Annotated in this window: 15 protein-coding genes; all 15 read left to right on the top strand. The window is 69.6% G+C overall.

Annotated elements, in window-relative coordinates; translation table 11 throughout:
- Positions 1 to 62: 62 nt before the first annotated feature.
- The 15 genes from ACFWYS_RS05700 (at position 63) to ACFWYS_RS05770 (ending at position 18,211) form a co-directional block, all read left to right on the top strand.
- Entirely contained in the window at positions 63 to 998 is a 936-nt protein-coding gene (locus ACFWYS_RS05700) for a carbohydrate ABC transporter permease (protein ID WP_384763768.1), read from the top strand.
- On the top strand, positions 995 to 1,891 hold the full coding sequence (locus tag ACFWYS_RS05705; RefSeq protein WP_384763771.1) for a carbohydrate ABC transporter permease: 897 nt from the start codon (positions 995 to 997) through the stop codon (positions 1,889 to 1,891). Before ACFWYS_RS05700 ends, ACFWYS_RS05705 begins: the two co-directional genes overlap by 4 nt.
- Positions 1,888 to 3,183: a polysaccharide lyase family 1 protein gene (locus tag ACFWYS_RS05710; protein WP_384763773.1), complete on the top strand. Its 1,296-nt coding sequence runs from the start codon at positions 1,888 to 1,890 to the stop codon at positions 3,181 to 3,183. The genes ACFWYS_RS05705 and ACFWYS_RS05710 overlap by 4 nt, the downstream gene beginning before the upstream one ends.
- Entirely contained in the window at positions 3,180 to 4,352 is a 1,173-nt protein-coding gene (locus ACFWYS_RS05715; RefSeq protein ID WP_384763775.1) for a Gfo/Idh/MocA family protein, read from the top strand. Before ACFWYS_RS05710 ends, ACFWYS_RS05715 begins: the two co-directional genes overlap by 4 nt.
- Positions 4,352 to 5,197, top strand: coding sequence for a PmoA family protein (locus ACFWYS_RS05720; RefSeq protein ID WP_384763778.1), 846 nt, complete (start codon positions 4,352 to 4,354; stop codon positions 5,195 to 5,197). Before ACFWYS_RS05715 ends, ACFWYS_RS05720 begins: the two co-directional genes overlap by 1 nt.
- Complete coding sequence (locus ACFWYS_RS05725; RefSeq protein ID WP_384763780.1) at positions 5,194 to 6,702, top strand: family 43 glycosylhydrolase; 1,509 nt, start codon at positions 5,194 to 5,196, stop codon at positions 6,700 to 6,702. The genes ACFWYS_RS05720 and ACFWYS_RS05725 overlap by 4 nt, the downstream gene beginning before the upstream one ends.
- A gap of 33 nt (positions 6,703 to 6,735) precedes the next feature.
- A complete protein-coding gene (locus tag ACFWYS_RS05730) occupies positions 6,736 to 8,733 on the top strand; it encodes a pectinesterase family protein (RefSeq protein ID WP_384763783.1) in 1,998 nt (665 codons plus the stop codon).
- A gap of 50 nt (positions 8,734 to 8,783) precedes the next feature.
- Entirely contained in the window at positions 8,784 to 10,133 is a 1,350-nt protein-coding gene (locus tag ACFWYS_RS05735) for an ABC transporter substrate-binding protein (RefSeq protein ID WP_384763786.1), read from the top strand.
- A 135-nt stretch (positions 10,134 to 10,268) separates the two neighbouring features.
- Complete coding sequence (locus tag ACFWYS_RS05740; RefSeq protein ID WP_384763788.1) at positions 10,269 to 11,063, top strand: rhamnogalacturonan acetylesterase; 795 nt, start codon at positions 10,269 to 10,271, stop codon at positions 11,061 to 11,063.
- A gap of 29 nt (positions 11,064 to 11,092) precedes the next feature.
- Positions 11,093 to 12,406, top strand: coding sequence for a polysaccharide lyase family 1 protein (locus tag ACFWYS_RS05745; protein ID WP_384763790.1), 1,314 nt, complete (start codon positions 11,093 to 11,095; stop codon positions 12,404 to 12,406).
- Between the two features lie 103 nt (positions 12,407 to 12,509).
- A complete protein-coding gene (locus ACFWYS_RS05750) occupies positions 12,510 to 13,649 on the top strand; it encodes a pectinesterase family protein (protein WP_384763793.1) in 1,140 nt (379 codons plus the stop codon).
- A 1-nt stretch (position 13,650) separates the two neighbouring features.
- Entirely contained in the window at positions 13,651 to 14,697 is a 1,047-nt protein-coding gene (locus ACFWYS_RS05755; RefSeq protein ID WP_384763795.1) for a pectinesterase family protein, read from the top strand.
- Positions 14,690 to 15,964 (top strand): polysaccharide lyase family 1 protein, encoded by a 1,275-nt coding sequence (locus tag ACFWYS_RS05760; protein ID WP_384763798.1) that lies wholly within the window; start codon positions 14,690 to 14,692, stop codon positions 15,962 to 15,964. Before ACFWYS_RS05755 ends, ACFWYS_RS05760 begins: the two co-directional genes overlap by 8 nt.
- The gene (locus ACFWYS_RS05765; protein WP_384763801.1) at positions 15,951 to 17,012 is read left to right on the top strand and encodes a dienelactone hydrolase family protein; all 1,062 of its coding nucleotides are present in this window, start codon (positions 15,951 to 15,953) and stop codon (positions 17,010 to 17,012) included. Before ACFWYS_RS05760 ends, ACFWYS_RS05765 begins: the two co-directional genes overlap by 14 nt.
- Before the next feature lie 86 nt (positions 17,013 to 17,098).
- Complete coding sequence (locus ACFWYS_RS05770) at positions 17,099 to 18,211, top strand: chondroitinase-B domain-containing protein (protein ID WP_384763803.1); 1,113 nt, start codon at positions 17,099 to 17,101, stop codon at positions 18,209 to 18,211.
- The last annotated feature ends 76 nt before the right edge of the window (positions 18,212 to 18,287 follow it).

Here is an 18,287-nt window from a genome sequence, read left to right on the forward strand (position 1 = left end):
TCGCTGTGGTCGAGATCCCGAACGATGATCGGAAAGCGCTTCACCGAGAACGGAGAACAGTCATGGCCCAAGCCGCAGCCGTGGCGAAACCGCCCGCGCCACCCCGGCGACGCCGTGCCTCCGCCACCCCGCGCAGGCTCCCGTATCTGCTGATCGCCCCGGCGGCCCTGCTCATGCTGGGCTTCATCGCCTACCCGGTGATCAGCGTCTTCTACTACAGCCTGCAGGAGTACAACCCCACCAAACCATGGCGGAACGGCTTCACGGGCCTCGACAACTTCGTCCATGCCTTCACCGAGGACCCGCTGTTCTGGGACACGCTGGTCTTCAGCGCCAAGTGGGTCGTCGTCGAGGTCGGACTCCAGCTGCTGTTCGGGCTCGCGCTCGCGCTGATCGTCAACCAGACCTTCGCGGGCCGTGCGCTCGGCCGTGCGCTCGTCTTCTCCCCGTGGGCCGTCTCCGGCGTGCTGACCTCGGCGATCTGGGTGCTGCTCTACAACTCCCAGACGGGCATCACCCGTTACCTCGCCGACGTCGGCATCGGCTCCTACGGCACCAGCTGGCTGTCGGACACCTCCACCGTCTTCCCGGCGGCGGTCGTCGCCGACCTGTGGCGCGGTGTGCCGTTCTTCGCGATCCTCATCCTCGCCGACCTCCAGTCCGTCTCGAAGGACCTGTACGAGGCCGCCGAGGTCGACGGAGCCAGCCGGATCAAGCAGTTCTGGCACATCACGCTGCCCCACCTCAAGGACGCGATCGTCCTGTCCACGCTGCTGCGCGCGGTGTGGGAGTTCAACAACGTCGACCTGCTCTACACCCTGACCGGCGGCGGCCCGGCGGGAGTCACCACGACCCTGCCGCTCTACATCGCCAACACCAGCGTCGACGCCCACAACTTCGGCTACGCGTCCGCCCTGACCACGGTCGCGTTCGTGATCCTGCTCTTCTGCTCGATCGTCTATCTGCGGCTGAGCAAGTTCGGAGGTGAGGACAAGTGAGCGTGAAGGAAGCCACCAAGGCCGCGCCCGCGCCCCTGCGTGCCGCCCCCGAACCGCCCCGTCCGGCGAAGAAGAACCGCTCCTGGGACGAGGTCCCGCGCCGGCAGATCTATCTGCCGCTGTCGGTCTACCTCGTCTTCACCCTCATCCCCTTCTACTGGATCCTGCTCTTCTCGCTCCGCCCGGCCGGCTCGACCTCGCTCGTGCCCTGGCCGATGACCTTCGACCACTTCGAGAAGGTCTGGACGGAGCGGAGCTTCGGCACCTACTTCCAGAACAGCGTCCTCGTCGGCGTCGTCACCCTGCTGATGACGACCCTGGTCGCCCTGGCCGGCGGCTACGCCCTCGCGCGCTTCAACTTCAAGGTCAAGCGGGCGTTCATGCTGGCCCTGCTGTGCTCCCAGTTCGTGCCGGGCGCGCTGCTCCTGGTGCCGCTGTTCGAGATCTTCGCCGAGCTCCAGATGATCAACTCGCTGGGCAGCGTGATCATCGCCGAGACGGTGTTCCAGTTGCCGCTGTCGATGATCCTGATCAGCAACTTCATCAAGAACGTGCCGTACTCCCTGGAGGAGGCCGCCTGGGTCGACGGGTGCAACCGGTTCACGGCCTTCCGGATCATCGTCCTGCCGTTGCTGCGGCCCGGTCTGATCGCCGTCGGCTCCTTCGCCTTCGTGCACTCCTGGAACCACTTCCTGTTCGCCCTGATGTTCCTCAACAACCAGGAGAAGCAGACCATCCCGGTCGGCCTCAACACCCTGATGGGCGCGGACAGCGTCGACCTGGGCGCGCTCGCCGCGGGCGGCATCATCGCGGCCGTACCGGTGGTGATCGTGTTCGCCTTCATCCAGAAGTGGCTGATCACCGGCTTCAGTGCGGGGGCGGTGAAGGGATGAGACTCCGTCAAGTAGCGCTACTGACCGCTCTGCTGGGGCTGCTCTGTGTGCCCGCGCACGCCGACGACGTCCGGGACATCAGCCGCGACACCCTGCCCGCGAACGACGGCTGGGCGGCGGCCGACGGTGGTACCACGGGGGGTTCCACCGCCGACGACGCCCATGTCTTCACCGTACGCAACCGGGGTGAGCTGGTCCGGGCCCTCGACGGCGGCAGTTCGACGCCGAAGATCATCCGGATCGCCGGCACCGTCGACGCCAACACCGACGACGACGGCGACCACCTGGACTGCGCCGACTACGCCACCGACGGCTACAGCACCAGGAAGTACCTGGCCGCCTACGACCCCCGCACCTGGGGCTCCGCCAAGCCCAGCGGCCCGCAGGAGGAGGCCCGGCAGGCGTCGGCGGCCGGACAGGCCGAGCGGATCGAGCTCGCCGTCGGCTCCAACACCACCATCGTCGGACTCGGCGACAGGGCCGTACTCAAAGGCGCGAGCCTCCAGCTCAGGGGCGCGGACAACGTCATCGTCCGCAACCTCGAACTCCGCGACGCCTACGACTGCTTCCCCGTCTGGCAGCCCAACACCGGCGGCCTCGGCGACTGGAAGACGGCGTACGACAACATCTGGCTGCGCGGCGCCACCCATGTGTGGATCGACCATGTGAGCCTGAGCGACAAGGGGCACCCGGACGAGGAGGAGCCCACCTACTTCGGCCGCAACTACCTCCGCCACGACGGCCTGCTCGACATCACCAATGCCTCCGACCTGGTCACCGTCTCCTGGAGCCGGTTCGCCGACCACGACAAGGCGATTCTCGTCGGCAACGGCGACACGGCCACCGGCGACCGCGGCAAGCTCCGTGTCACCCTGCACCACAACGAGTTCGAGTCCGTCGTCCAGCGCGCCCCGCGCGTCCGTTTCGGGCAGGTGCACCTCTACAACAACCGGTACGTCGTCCCGGCCGACGCCCACGACCACCGCTACTCCATCGGCGTGTCGAACGAGTCCGCGCTCTACGCAGAGAACAACGCCTTCCACACCCCCGGCCACATCGAGGTCGCCGACCTGGTCAAGAGCTGGAACGGCACCGCCCTGCACCAGTCCGGCACCCTCTTCAACGGCTATCCGGTCGACCTGCTCGCCATCCACAACGCCTACAACTCCGGCAGCGAGCGCGATCTCACGGCCGACGTCGGCTGGACACCTACCCTGCACACAAAGATCGACAGCGCCGGGGCCGCCGACCGAGCGGTGGCCGAAGGCGCGGGCGCAGGGAGGATCCCATGAGTACTGCCGTACCCATCGTGCTGGCCGGAGCGCGCGGCCACGGCCGCTGGCACCTCGACAACATCCGCCGGCTCCAGGACAAGGGGATCGTGCGGCTGGCGGGGATCTGCGAGCTGAACCCGCTCACCGCGCAGGAGATCCCCGAGGGCCTCGGCTCGCCGGAGCAGTCCGCCGACTTCGGCGCCCTCCTGGACTCCACGGGCGCCTCGGTCGCCGTGATCTGCACGCCGATCCCCACCCACACCGACCTGGCGCTGACCGCCGCCCGCAAGGGCGTGCACCTCCTGCTGGAGAAGCCGCCCGCCCCGTCGTACGCAGAGTTCCGGCGCATGGCGGACGGGGTCGCCGAGGCGGGCGTCGCCTGTCAGATCGGATTCCAGTCGCTGGGCTCGCACGCCGTGCCCGCGGTGCGGACGCTGATGGCCGAGGGCGCGATCGGGGACATCGCCGGGATCGGCGGGGCCGGTGCCTGGGCGCGGCCCGAGGCGTACTTCCGGCGGGCACCCTGGGCGGGCAGGCGCAGGCTGAACGGCGTCGATGTGATCGACGGGGTGCTGACCAACCCGCTCGCGCACGCCGTCGCCACCGCGCTCGCCCTCGGCGGCACCCCCCGCGCCGAGGACGTCACCGGCATCGAGACCGAGCTGCTGCGCGCCAACGACATCGAGTCCGACGACACCTCCTGCGTCCGCGTCACCACACACGGCCCCCAGGTCGTCGTCGGCGCGACGCTGTGCGCCGAGGACCCCGACGATCCGTACGTCGTCGTCCACGGCGAACACGGCCGGATCACCTTCTGGTACAAGCAGGACCGCATCCTGCTCCAGCGCGCGGACCACGGCCCGGAGGAGTTCGAGTACGGCCGTACCGACCTGCTGGAGAACCTCGTCGACCACCTCACCGACGGCACCGACCTGCTGGTCACCCCCGATATGACCGGCGCCTTCATGAAGGTCGTTGAAGCGATTCGACTGGCCCCCGACCCGGCCCCGCTGCCCGCCGACGCCTGGCGACTGCTCCGCGGCGAGGCCGGCGAGACCGGCGAGCGGCGCCGGGTCGTCCCCGGCATCGACGGCCTGGTCGCGGCCGCCGCCGACACCCTCGCCCTCTACTCCGAGCTCGGCGCCCCCTGGGTTCCTCCGGCACCAACGAATGAGGTGAGCACCTGATGACCCCCCACGACACCGCGGTGCTGCGCGTCGCGGGCCGCCCGGTCGGCCGGTACGTCACCCGGCCCGAACTCCCGGCCCGGCTCTCCCCACGCCCCTACCTGCACCCCGTCACCACCCTGGCCGGCACGGCGGTCACCGAGCTCAGCCCTGCCGACCACCTGCACCACCTCGGCGTCGGTGTCGCCGTTCCCGACGTCGAGGGGCACAACTTCTGGGGCGGACGCACCTTCGTCCGCGACCGGGGCCCGACCGAACTGGACAACCACGGCGCCCAGCGGCACACCGCCTTCCAGCTGCGCGACCCCGACGGCTTCGTCGAGGAACTGCGCTGGGTGGCGTCCGGCGCCGAGCTGCTGCGCGAGCGCCGTACGGTCGCGGCCACCGAACTCACCGAGTTCGCCTGGGCGCTGGACTTCACCTTCTCGCTGACCAACGTCACCTCCGGCCCGCTGTCCATCGGCAGCCCCGCCACCAACGGCCGCCCCGGCGCGGCGTACGGCGGCTTCTTCTGGCGGGCCCGCAAGGAGGCGTCGGCGCCGGACGTGTTCACCGTCGACCGCGAGGGCGAGCAGGCGATCCACGGCACGCCCGCCCCCTGGGTGGCGCTCGCGGGCTCCACCTGGACCCTGATCTTCGCCGGGGCCACCGAGGAGACCCGCCGGGACCCGTGGTTCGTGCGCGCCGAGGAGTATCCCGGCGTCGGCTCCTCCCTCGCCGCCGGGGAACGGCTGCCGATCCCGCCCGGCGAGACCGCCGTACGCCGGATCGTCACCGTCGTCGCCGACGGCCGGATCGGCCGGCTCGAAGCGGCGTCCCTGATCCGCAAGGCGGTGAGCCCGTGACCGCCGAGACGTACACCAACCCCGTGCTCAACGCCGACTGGTCCGACCCGGACGTCGTCCGCGTCGGCGACGACTTCTACCTCACCGCCTCCAGCTTCGGCCGCGCCCCGGGCCTGCCCCTGCTGCACTCCCGCGACCTGGTCAACTGGACCCTGGTCGGCCACGCCGTCGACCGCCTCGAACCGGCGAAGGAGTTCGCGGCCCCCCGGCACGACTGCGGAGTCTGGGCCCCCTCCCTGCGCCATCACGACGACCGCTTCTGGATCTTCTGGGGCGACCCCGACCAGGGGATCTTCCAGGTCAACGCCCCGGCGATCCGCGGCCCCTGGACCCGTCCGCACCTGGTCAAGGCGGGCAAGGGCCTGATCGACCCCTGCCCCCTGTGGGACGACGAGACCGGCGAGGCCTACCTCGTGCACGCCTGGGCCAAGTCCCGCTCCGGGGTGAAGAACCGGCTCACCGGCCACCGGATGCACCCCGACGGCACCGCACTCCTCGACGAGGGCAAGCTGATCGTCGACGGCGACCGCATCCCTGGTTGGTTCACGCTCGAAGGGCCCAAGCTCTACAAACACGACGGCTGGTTCTGGATCCTCGCGCCCGCCGGGGGAGTGGAGACCGGCTGGCAGGGCGCCTTCCGCGCACGCGAGTTCTTCGGGCCCTACGAGGAGAGGATCGTCCTCGAACAGAAGGACACCGACGTCAACGGCCCCCACCAGGGCGGCTGGGTGCGCACTCCGTCCGGTGAGGACTGGTTCCTGCACTTCCAGCAGTGCGGCGCCTACGGCAGGGTCGTCCACCTCCAGCCGATGCGCTGGGACACCGACGGCTGGCCGGTACTCGGCAACGACGGCGCCCCCGTCACCGTCCACCGCAGACCCGATCTGCCGACCCAGCCGCCCGCCGCGCCCGCCACCGACGACGACTTCCCCGGCGGACGCTTCGGACGCCAGTGGTCATGGACCGCCAACCTGCGCGACGGCTGGGCCACCCAGCACTCCGGCGACGGCCTGAGACTGACCTGCGTCCGCTCGGCCGACGCCCACGACCTGCGCAAACTGCCGCACATCCTCACCCAGCGGCTCCCGGGCAACCCTTGCGCCGTGGAGGTCGGGCTACGGCTGGACAGCGAGGAACCGGGGGCGCGGGCCGGTCTCGCGGTGCTGGGGGACGCGTTCGGCTGGATCGGGCTCCAGCGGGGCGCGGACGGGGCGGTGCATGTCGTGCACCGGTTCGCGGAGGCCGTCGCGGAGCGGGAACGGGACGCCGAGCATGCGCGGCTCGCTCCCGAGGGGCGGGTACGGCTGCGGATCGAGGCCGGGGACGGGGCACGGTGCCGCTTCCTCCACGACATCGGGGACGGCTGGACGTCGTCCGGTCCCGTCTTCGCCGCCACCCCCTGGCGCTGGGTCGGTGCGCTGCTCGGCCTGTTCGCCCTCGCGCCCGCCGGAGCGGGACACGCCGGCGCGGCAACCTTCACGCACTTCAGGATCGACCCCCAGTAACGCACCTCACCCGTAAGCCTGTTGGGAGCCGCAATGACGCAGCACCTTGATAGCAAGCGCTTGCCGAGAGCGAAGCCGAGACCGGGACACGGCAAGGTCGTGGCCGCCGTGCTCAGTCTTGTCGCCGCGCTCGGCCTCGGGGCGATGGGGGAGGCGCGGGCCGCGAGTGAGACGGCGACGTCGGCCGCCGCCGACCGCTGGACCGACCGGCCTCACGGGTTCGCCTCCCTCGCAGGCGGCACGACCGGCGGGGCGGGCGGCAAGGTCGTGACCGTCACGGACCAGGCCTCGCTGGCCAGGTACGCGGCGGCGCCCGAGCCGTACATCATCCGGGTGTCGGGATCGATCGACGTCGCACCCTTCGGCTCGGACATCGTGGTGGGGTCGGACAAGACCCTGATCGGCGTCGGCGACACCGGTGAGATCGTGCACGGCGAGCTGCACCTCAACCCCGGTACCAGCAACGTCATCATCCGCAATCTGACGATCCGTGACTCGTACGTCGAGGGCGACTGGGACGGCAAGACGACCGACTTCGACGCCATCCAGATGGACACCGTCGACCACGTCTGGATCGACCACAACCTTTTCACGCACATGGGCGACGGGCTGCTCGACATCCGCAAGGACAGCCAGTACATCACCGTCTCCTACAACCGGTTCACGCACCACAACAAGGCGTTCGGGATCGGCTGGACGACCAACGTCCAGACGCAGATCACCGTCGACCACAACTGGTTCACGGGCACGAAGCAGCGCAATCCGTCGGCCGACAACTGCGCCTACGCGCACCTCTACAACAACTACCTGTCGGCCCAGGTGGCCGACGGGGACCCGACGTGGACGTACGGGAACTGGTCGCGCGGCAGGACCCGGATGGTGATCGAGAACAGCTACTACGACGGGGTCCAGCATCCCTACCAGGCCGATACGACGGCCGAGCTGGTCGAGCGCGGGTCGATCCTGAGGAACACGACGGGGCGGACCGACGAGTGGGGTGCCGCCTTCGACCCACGGGAGTTCTACGACTACCGGCTGGACCCGGCGGCCGCCGTGCCGGCCCTGGTGAAGAGGTTCTCCGGGCCGCAGCAGCGGATCGGCACCACACTGCGGGTGCCGGACGACCACCCGACCGTGCAGTCCGCCGTGGACGCCGTGCCGGACGGCAACACCGTGCCGGTGACGATCGCCGTCGCGCCGGGGACGTACCGCGAGAAGGTGTTCATCCCCGCGAGCAAGCCGAACGTCGTGCTCCAGGGGACCGGACGCGACCGGTCCGACACCGTCGTCGTCTTCGACACGCCCGCCGCGTACGGCGGTTCGACGGGCAGCGCGACCGTCCGGATCGCCGCGAACGACGTCACCGCCCGCAACCTCACCTTCAGCAACGACTTCGACGAGGCCGCGCACGAGCTGAACGGCGAGCAGGCGCTGGCGATGAAGACGACCGGTGACCGGATCCTCTTCGAGGACACCGCCTTCCTGGGCAACCAGGACACCCTGATGACCGACAGCCCCAAGCTGGATGTGATCAGCCGGGTGTACGTCCGCGACTCGTACATCGAGGGTGACGTCGACTTCGTCTACGGGCGGGCCACCACCGTCATCGAACGCTCCGTGATCCGCGCGCTGAGCCGGGGATCGGACACCAACAACGGCTACATCACCGCGGCTTCGACCTGGACGGGCAATCCGTACGGGTTTCTGATCACCCGGTCGAGGATCGTGAGCGACGCCCCCGACGGGAGCTTCCACCTCGGGCGGCCCTGGCATCCGGGCGGTGAGCCCGCCGCGGTCGCCCAGGTGCTGATCCGCGACACCGAACTGCCCGCCGCGATCAAGCCCTCGCCGTGGACCGACATGAGCGGGTTCTCGTGGAAGGGCGCGCGGTTCACCGAGTACCGGAACTCCGGACCGGGCGCGGCCGTGACCGCGGACCGGCCGCAGATGAGCGAGGCCGAGGCACGGGACCACACCGTCGCCGACTACCTCCAGGGCACGGACGGCTGGGCGCCGTACGCCCGTCACTGACCCCCACAGCTTCATATCTCCGCTGGATCCAGAACGAAGAGAGCCGACCAATGAAGAACAGCATCCGCAGAAGCAGGCGCGCCGCCACCGCCGTCGCCCTCGGGTCCGTCCTCGCCCTGACCGCCACCGCCTGCGGTGACGACGGGAGCGGCACGGGCGGCGACAAGGGCGCCGAGGGCAGCGGCAAGGGCAAGATCGTCTTCTGGGACAACAACGGCGGTGTGCGCACCGACATCTGGAAGGAGATCATCGCCGACTTCGAGAAGGCCAACCCGGACATCAAGGTCGAGTACGTCGGGATCCCGTCCACCGACTACCAGTCCAAGGTGGACACCGCCCTCCAGGGCGGCGGCCTGCCGGATGTCGGCGGTGTCGGCGCGGCCATGCTCGCCGGGTTCGCCGCGCAGAACGCGCTGGAGCCGCTGGACGACCGGCTCGCCAAGTCCTCCCTGAACGGCAAGCTCAACGACGACATGGTCGCCTCGCTGAAGGCCGCGGGCGGTGGCGACGACAAGCTGTACTCGATTCCGACCTCCGCGAACAACGGTGTGCTGTACTACCGCACCGATCTGTTCAAGAAGGCCGGCCTGGACGAGCCGACCACCTGGGACAAGTTCTTCACCGCCGCGGAGAAGCTGACCGACGCCAAGAAGAACGAGTTCGGGTACACCATCCGTGGTGGTTCCGGGTCCATCGCGCAGGCGCTGGACGCGATGTACGGGCAGTCCGGGATCACGTCGTTCTGGGACGCGAGCGGTGCGAAGACGACCGTCAACGACCCCAAGAACGTGGCCGCGCTGGAGAAGTACGCCGCGCTCTACAAGAAGGTCACTCCGGCCGCCGACCTCAACAACGACTTCACCAAGATGGTCGCGCAGTGGGATTCCGGCACGATCGGGATGCTGAACCACAACCTGGGGTCGTACCAGGACCATGTGAAGGCGCTGGGGACGGACAAGTTCCGGGGAATTCCGCAGCCGGTCGGCTCCGCCGGTAAGCGGGTTCAGGTGTCCAACCCCGTGGACGGGATGGGGCTGTTCAAGAGCTCCAAGAACAAGGAAGCCGCCTGGAAGTTCATCGAGTTCGCCACGTCGCACGAGGAGAACTCGAAGTTCAACGAGGCGGCGGGGCAGGTGCCGGCGAACAACGACGCGGCCAAGGATGCGTGGATTTCGAAGGCCGAGCCCACGAAGCTTGCTGCTGCCGCTTTGACGGACGGGTCCACGTCCATTGTGCAGTTGCCGTACTACCTGCCTGACTGGAACACCATCTCCAAGGCCGACAACGAGCCGAACCTCCAGAAGGTGCTGAACGGGGACATGAGTGCCAAGGACTTTCTGGACACGATGGCTGAGCAGTTGAATGAGGCTCAGGCGGAGTGGAAGGAAAGGAAGGGCTAGGAACTCGGTCGCTTCTGGTGCGCGGCCGGCTGCGGGTTTCGTTGTGGCTGGTCGCGCCCACGCGGCGGAGCCGCAAATCGATACAGTCCCGCGCCCCTGAGGGAGCTTCACTTTCCCCTGTTGAAAGGCAACCCTGTGTCTCTTACCCGCAGACAGGTCAGCGTGGCTGCCGCTGCTGCCGTTCCTCTTGCCTTCGCCGGCACTGGTACCGCCCAGGCGAGCCGGGGTCCCCGCACCCTCTACATCGCCGGCGACTCCACCGCCGCCCAGAAATACGCCGATGCCGCCCCGGAGACCGGGTGGGGCATGGCGCTGCCCTTCTTTCTGCGGAACAGCCTGCTCGTCTCCAATCACGCGGTGAACGGGCGCAGTTCCAAGAGCTTTGTCGATGAAGGGCGGCTGGATGTCGTCCTCCAGGCCATTCGGCCCGGGGACTTTCTGCTGATCCAGTTCGCGCACAACGACGAGAAGGCCACCGACCCGACGCGGTACACCGAGCCCTGGACTACGTACCAGGACTATCTGCGGCTGTATGTCGACGGTGCCCGGGAGCGGGGGGCGCGGCCGGTGCTGGCCACCGCCGTCGAGCGGCGGAGGTTCGACGCCGACGGCAACTCCGTGCCGACCCACGGCGACTATCCGGCGGCGATGCGCGCGCTCGCGCAGGAGAAGCGGGTCACGCTGCTCGACATCCAGGCGCTGTCGCTCGCGCTGTGGCAGCGGATCGGGGTCGAGGAGACGAAGAAGTACTTCAACTGGACCGCCGCCGAGCAGGACAACACGCACTTCAACCCGCCCGGCGCCATTGCCGTGGCCCGGCTCGTGGCGCAGGAACTGCTGCATACGCGGGTGCTCGGCCCGCAGGACGTGCGGCGGCTCGACGAGGAGATCCCGGAGTCCTGGATCACCTGGCCGCAAGCCGCAGCGTAACCACCCCGACCGCAGAAGAGAGCCGCACAATGAACGCACAGGTATGGCATGGGCATGCCACAGTGAAGGCTGCCGTACTGATCGGCTGCACCGCGCTCGTCCTCGGGCTGACCGGCACAGGAGCGCAGGCCGGGCCCCGTGACCTCGGCCGGCAGGTCCTCGGCGCGAGTGACGGCTGGGGCTCGGAGGGGGCGGGGACCACCGGTGGGTCGGCCGCCGACGCCCAGCACGTCTACACCGTCACCACGTGGGCCGAGTTCAAGGCCGCGCTGAAGGCGGGTGCGGATGCCCCGAAGATCATCCAGGTCAAGGGCATGATCGACGCCGTCTCCGAGGGCTGCGAAGCCTTCGTGACCGACGGCTACGACCTCCAGCAGTACCTCAAGGACTACGACCCGGCCGTCTGGGGCAACGACGAGGTCGCCAGCGGTCCGCAGGAGGACGCCCGGGTCGCCTCCGCCGCCAAGCAGGACACCGAGATCAAGGCCAACGTCCCCAGCAACACCACCATCGTCGGCGTCGGCAAGGACTCCGGCATCCTCGGCGGCAGCCTCCAGATCAAGGGCGTCTCGAACGTCATCATGCGCAACCTCACCATCGAGGCCCCGCTGGACTGCTTCCCCAAGTGGGACCCGACCGACGACAACAAGACCGGCAACTGGAACTCCGAGTACGACGCCGTGGTCGTCTACGGCACCGACCATGTGTGGCTCGACCACAACACGTTCACCGACGGGCGCTACCCCGACAGCGAGCGGCCGGTCTACTTCGGCAAGGTCTTCCAGCAGCACGACGGCCTGACGGACATCGTGCGCGGCTCCAACTACGTGACCGTGTCCTGGAACCGCTTCCAGGACCACGACAAGAACATGCTGATCGGCAACGGCGACGGCCTCGCCGCCACCGACGGCGGCAAGCTCAAGGTCACCATGCACCACAACCGCTTCGAGGGCATCCTCCAGCGCTCCCCGCGCGTGCGGTTCGGACAGGTCGACGTCTACAACAACCACTACGTGGTGACCGAGGAACAGAAGGACGACTACTACATCTTCGGTGTCGGTATCTCCTCGCAGCTCCACGCCAGTGACAACAGCATCTCGCTGCCGGCCGGTGCCAAGGTCGGCAAGGTGCTCAAGAAGTGGAACGAGTCGCCGCTGACCGCCGAGAACAACTACGTCAACGGCAAGCCGACCGACCTCATCGCCGTCCACAACGCCGAGATCCCGGCGGAGACCCTCCAGTCCGGGGCCGGGTGGACACCGACCCTGCGGACCAAGGTCGACAACCCCAAGGCGGTGCCGGGGATCGTCAACCGCTGCGCGGGCGCCGGCCGTCTGGGCTGACGCACTGACGCACTGACGCGCTCAACGGGGGAGGGGCGCACCGCAGTTCCGGCGCCCCTCCCCGGCAACCCCAGCACGAGCCGCCCCGCGAAGGAGCACCCGCATGCCCTCGCCCCACCTCCGACCGCCCCTGACCAGACGGGGATTCCTGACGGCGGGCGCCACCCTAGGCGCCGCACTCGTCTTTGCCCCGGTCCCCGCCCTGGCCGCCGACCACGCCAGGCCGCCCTGCCCCTTCGGCCGGTACGGTTCGCCCGCCGCCCGGCTGACCCCGCAGACCCTGTACGTACACTCCTCCGGCCAGGGCGACTTCACCACCGTCCAGGCCGCCCTCAGCGCGGCGAGCGGCAGCGGCTGGACGCTGGTCATCGCGCCGGGGACGTACCGGGAGACGGTCGCCGTCGACGTGACCCGGACGGGGATGACCTGGCTCGGGGCCGGCGACGACCCGCGTGACGTCGTCATCGTCTACGACAACGCCGCCGGCACCCCCAAGCCCGGCGGCGGCACCTACGGCACCACCGGCTCCGCCACCACCCTCGTCCAGGCCGACGGCTTCACCGCCCGCGGCATCACCTTCGCCAACGACTGGCTGCGCGCCGACCACCCCGGCATCAGCGGCACCCAGGCCGTCGCCATCAAGGTGCAGGGCGACCGGTCCGCGTTCCACCACTGCCGGTTCCTCGGCCACCAGGACACCCTGTACGCCGACTCGATGGCCCTCGGCGTCTTCGCCCGCCAGTACTTCGCGCACTGCTATGTGGAGGGCGACGTCGACTTCGTCTTCGGGCGGGCCACGGCCGTGTACGAGCACTGCCACTTCCGGACCCTGAACCGCACCGACCTGTCGTCGGCCCCGTACGGCTTCGTCTTCGCGCCCTCGACGGCGGGCGCCAACCCGCGCGGCTACCTGGTGACCGGGAGCCGTGTCACCGGCGAGGCCCCGGACGCCCACTACAAGCTGGCCCGCCCCTGGGTGCCCAGCTCCGACCGGAACGCCCGCCCGTCGCTCACCGTCCGCGACACCCACCTCGGTCCCGGCATCGACGCGGTCGCGCCCTACGCCAACATGTCGGACGACTTCCCGTGGCAGAACCAGCGCTTCGCCGAGTACCGCAACACCGGCCCGGGCGCCGTCGTCTCCGTCCCCGGCAACCGGCCCCAGCTCACCGCCGAACAGGCCGGGTCGGCGACCCGTGAGGGGTACCTCGGCGACTGGACGCCGTGGAAGGAGGGCCGCTGAGATGCGCAGACGGACCTTGCTGGCGGCCGGGATCGCCGGGGGTCTGACCGCCGCCCTCGGGTCCACCCCCACGCCCGCCCTCGCCCTTGCCTCCGGTGCCCGGCCGGTGCGGCACGTCCGGCCCGGGGACTCCGTGCAGGCGGCCGTGGACGCGGTGGACGGACCCGGCTGGACGATCGTCGTGCATCCCGGGACGTATCGCGAGGTGGTGAAGGTCCCGGAGGACAAGGCCGGGCTGACGCTGCGCGGCGCCACCCGCGACCCGCGCGACGTCGTCATCGTCTACGACAACGCCAACGGCACACCCAAGCCCGACGGTTCGGGCACCTACGGCACCGCGGGCTCCGCCACCTTCACCTCGGCCGCCCCGGGACTGACGGTCCGCGACCTGACCCTGGCCAACGACTGGCTGCGCGCCGACCACCCCGACATCACCGGCACCCAGGCGGTGGCGGCGTATGTCACCGGCGACCGGTCGTCCTTCGGGAACGTCCGTCTCCTCGCCCACCAGGACACCCTCTTCGTCGACACGACCGCGCTCGACGCCTTCGACCGGCAGTACTTCCGGCACTGCTACATCGAGGGCGACGTCGACTTCGTCTTCGGACGGGCCACGGCCGTCTTCGAGGACTGCCACTTCCACACGCTGCAGCGCGCGGTGGACTTCACCCCCAAGGGCATGGTCTTCGCGCCGTCCACCGCCCGCGCCAACCCCCACGGCATCCTCGCCGTCCGCTCCCGGATCACCTCCGGCGCCGAGGACGGGGCGTACAAGCTGGCCCGGCCCTGGGTGCCGTCGTACGAGACCACCGCCCGGCCGTCGCTCGTCGTGCGGGACACCCGGATCGGGCCCGGGATCGACGCGGTGGCGCCGTACACCGACATGCGGGAGCAGTACCCCTGGCAGGCCATGCGGTTCAGGGAGTACCGCAACAGCGGGCCGGGAGCGGTGATCACGGTTCCGGAGAACCGGCCCCAACTCACTTACACAGAAGCCAGGTTGAACACGCGGAGGACGTATCTCGGGGACTGGCGGCCGTATGCGTAGGGTGGCCGCTCTCCTCGTCTGCGCGTGTCTGTTCGGGCTGCCCGCTCCCGCCTCGGCAGCCCCCGTCCGGGAACCCGTCGGCTGGGCCGCCACCGGCTCCGGCACCACCGGCGGCGCGGGCGGCACCACCTGGACGGTGCGCACCCGCGTCGAGCTCAAGGAGGCCCTCGGCAACGGCGGCGACCCCGCGGCGCCCAAGGTGATCCGGGTCGTGGGGGACATCGACGGGCATGAGGCGGACGACGGTTCGCTGCTCGGCGAGCAGGACTACGCGCCCGGATACGACCTCGCCCGGTACATGTCCTGCTTCGGCGTGGACGGGGCCGAGTGGTCCGACACCCGGTACGACTACTGCAAGCGGCAGCGTCAGCTCCGGCAGGCCGGGTCGGCGAATGAGAAGGCGCAGATCCAGCTGACCGTGCCGAGCAACACCACACTGGTGGGTGCCGGTGACGACGCCCGGCTCCTCGGGGTGTTCCTGACCGTCAACACCGGTACGAACATCGTCGTCCGGAACCTTCGACTCGAAGCGCCTGTCGATCACTTCACCACCTGGTCGCCGGCGGACGGGGCGCGGGGCAGCTGGAACGCGCGCTTCGACGCCCTGACCGTGATCACCGGCAGGAACATCTGGATCGACCACTGCACCTTCACCGACGGCCGCTTCCCCGACCGCGAGGCGCCACTCGGCTTCCACGGCGAGCACGTCCAACGGCACGACGGGTTGCTGGACATCGAGGACGGCTCCGACTTCATCACCGTCTCCGACAGCCGCTTCGACGACCACGACAAGGCGATCCTCATCGGATCCGGCGACGGACGCGGTGACCGGGACCGGGGGCATCTGAAGGTGACCTTCGCCCGGAACCTGTTCACCGACATCGTGCAGCGCGCGCCGCGTGTGCGCTTCGGGCAGGTGCATGTCGTCAACAACGTGTACCGGGGGCGGGCGGCCGACACCGTCTACGCGCTGGGGGTCGGCGTGGAGTCCGCGCTCTTCTCCGAGCGCAATGTGTTCCGGTACCGGGAGGGCGCCGCCGCCCTCGCCGTCGCGGACTACGGCGGCGACCGGTTCCAGGACACCGGGTCCTGGGTCAACGGCCGTCCAGCCCACCTGAACGACCTGGCCATCGCCATGGGCCTCACCCCCGAGGCCGGCTGGGACCCCGCCGACGTCTACGACTACCGGGCCCTCACCTCCGCCCCGGCGGTCGAAGGGTATGTGCTGCGGCACGCCGGGAGCGGGAGGACGGATGGACGTCCTTGAGCCTCCCGGCCTCTGCGAGGCGCTCAAGCAGGACCTCAACTTCCCACTGGCCTGGGGGAGTTCACCCATCCGCGACTTCCCGGCGTGGCGGGAGGCGGCCCGCGCCAAGGTCGAGCAGCACCTCGTCGTGGAGCGGCAGGACGGGACGCCGTACGCCCCCGAACACGGCGAGCAGATCCACGGCGACGGCTACGCGAGGGAACTGGTGACCGTCTCCCTCACCCGCCACGAGCGCGTCCGCGGCGCCCTGCTCACGCCGCACGGTCCCGGCCCGTTCCCCGCCGTCCTTCTCCTCCACGACCACGGGGCGACCTTCGACATCGGGAAGGAGAAGTGCGTCCGGCCCTGGTACGACGACACCCGGCTCGCCTCCGCCCAGGCGTGGGCGGACACACACTTCAGCGGCAGGTTCGTCGGCGACGAGCTGGCCCGGCGCGGATACGTCGTCCTCGCCCTGGACGCGCTCGGCTTCGGCGACCGGGGTCCGATCGCCTACGACGCACAGCAGGCCCTGGCGAGCAACCTCTACCACCTCGGCTCCTCGCTGGCCGGGCTCATGGCCCGCGAGGACGCCCGGGCCGCCGCCTTCCTCGCCGGTCTCGACCGGGTGGACGCGCGCCGGATCGCCGCCGTCGGGTTCTCCATGGGCGCCTACCGCGCCTGGCAGACCGCCGCGCTCAGCGACCATGTGGCCGCCGCGGTGAGCGTCGGCTGGATGACCGGCCTGAAGGAAATGATGGTGCCCGGCAACAACGCCCTACGAGGGCAGTCGGCGTACTACATGCTCCACCCCGGGCTCGCCCGGCATCTCGACTTCCCCGACGTGGCGGGCATCGCGGCCCCCAGGCCGATGCTGTTCCTGGGCGGCGGCCTCGATCCGCTGTTCCCCGCCGACGGCGTCCGCGTGGCCCACGCCAGGCTGCGCGCCGTCTGGCGTTCCTGCCACGCCGAGGAGCGGTTGCGGCTGGAGACCTGGCCGGACCTCGGCCATGTGTTCACCGCACCCATGCAGGACGACGTCTTCGACTGGCTCGACGCGGTTCTGTGACCAGCCCTGTGACCAGCCCTGTGACTCGTCCTGTGATCCGTCCTGTGAACCATCCCCCCACCCGCACGAGAAAGGAACCGCTCTCCATGTCTCGTCGTACCGCCCTCGCCACCCTGGCGGCCCTCTCCCTGGGCACCGGCCTCGCCGTACTCCCCACCCAGGCGCAGGCCGCGACCGTGGTCGTCAGCAACTCGACCGACCTGTCCAACGCCCTCAAGAACGCCACCGCCGGCACCGTCATCCAGGTCCGCGGCGGCACCTACTACCCGACGGCCACCCTGCAGTCCACGGCCAACGGCACCTCGTCGTCGCCCGTGACACTCACCGCGTACGGCTCGGAGACCGTGAAGATCGACGGGTCCTCACTGCCGTCCGGCTCCTGGATCTTCAAGCTGACCGCCGACTACTGGAACGTCTCCAACATCACCTTCCAGAACTCCCCGGACAGCGCGGTCGTCTGCCAGTCCTGCACCGGCACCAACTGGAACAACATCAAGACCATCAACGGCGGCGACTCCGGCTTCACGCTCACCGGAGACGGCACCGTCAACAACACGGTCAGGAACATCGACTCCTACGGCCACTACGACGCCGCCAGCCACGGCGAGAACGCGGACGGCGTCGCCGTGAAGTTCGGCTCCGGCACCGGGAACCTGATCACCGGTGCCCGCCTGTACAACAACTCGGACGACGGGCTGGACTTCTGGTCCTTCTCCTCGCCGGTCACCGTCGAGCACACCTGGGCCATGGGCAACGGCAAGAACCGCTGGTCCGACTCCGCGTTCGCGGGCGACGGCAACGGCTACAAGCTGGGCGGCGACGGGGAGACCGTGGCGCATGTCATCAACAACTGCGCCGCCTGGGACAACGCGGGCAACGGCTTCACCGAGAACAGCAACAAGGGCGCGATCGTCATCAACCGCACCACCGCCTACGCCAACGCCAAGTGGGGCTACTACTTCGCCACCGGCGCCGCCCGCCTCGGCAAGAACCTCGCCGTGAGCAACGGCGGCGGCTCCGTCAACAAGGGCTCCTCGGTGGTCTCGGCCGGCAACAACTGGGACTCCGGGATATCGACCCCCGCGTTCCGCTCGACGGACGCGTCCAGCACGTACAACGCCCGCAGCTCCAGCGGCACACTGCCCGCGACGACGTTCCTGACGACGGGGAGCACGACCATCGGGGCGACGATGAACTGACCTGCGCGGTGAGCGAAGAAGCGGGGGGGGGTGGGGGGGCGGCCGCCGCGCACCCGCAGTAAACCCCCGCCCCCCC

Origin of the sequence: Streptomyces sp. NPDC059010 (assembly GCF_042740355.1) — a bacterium.
Classification (GTDB): domain Bacteria; phylum Actinomycetota; class Actinomycetes; order Streptomycetales; family Streptomycetaceae; genus Streptomyces.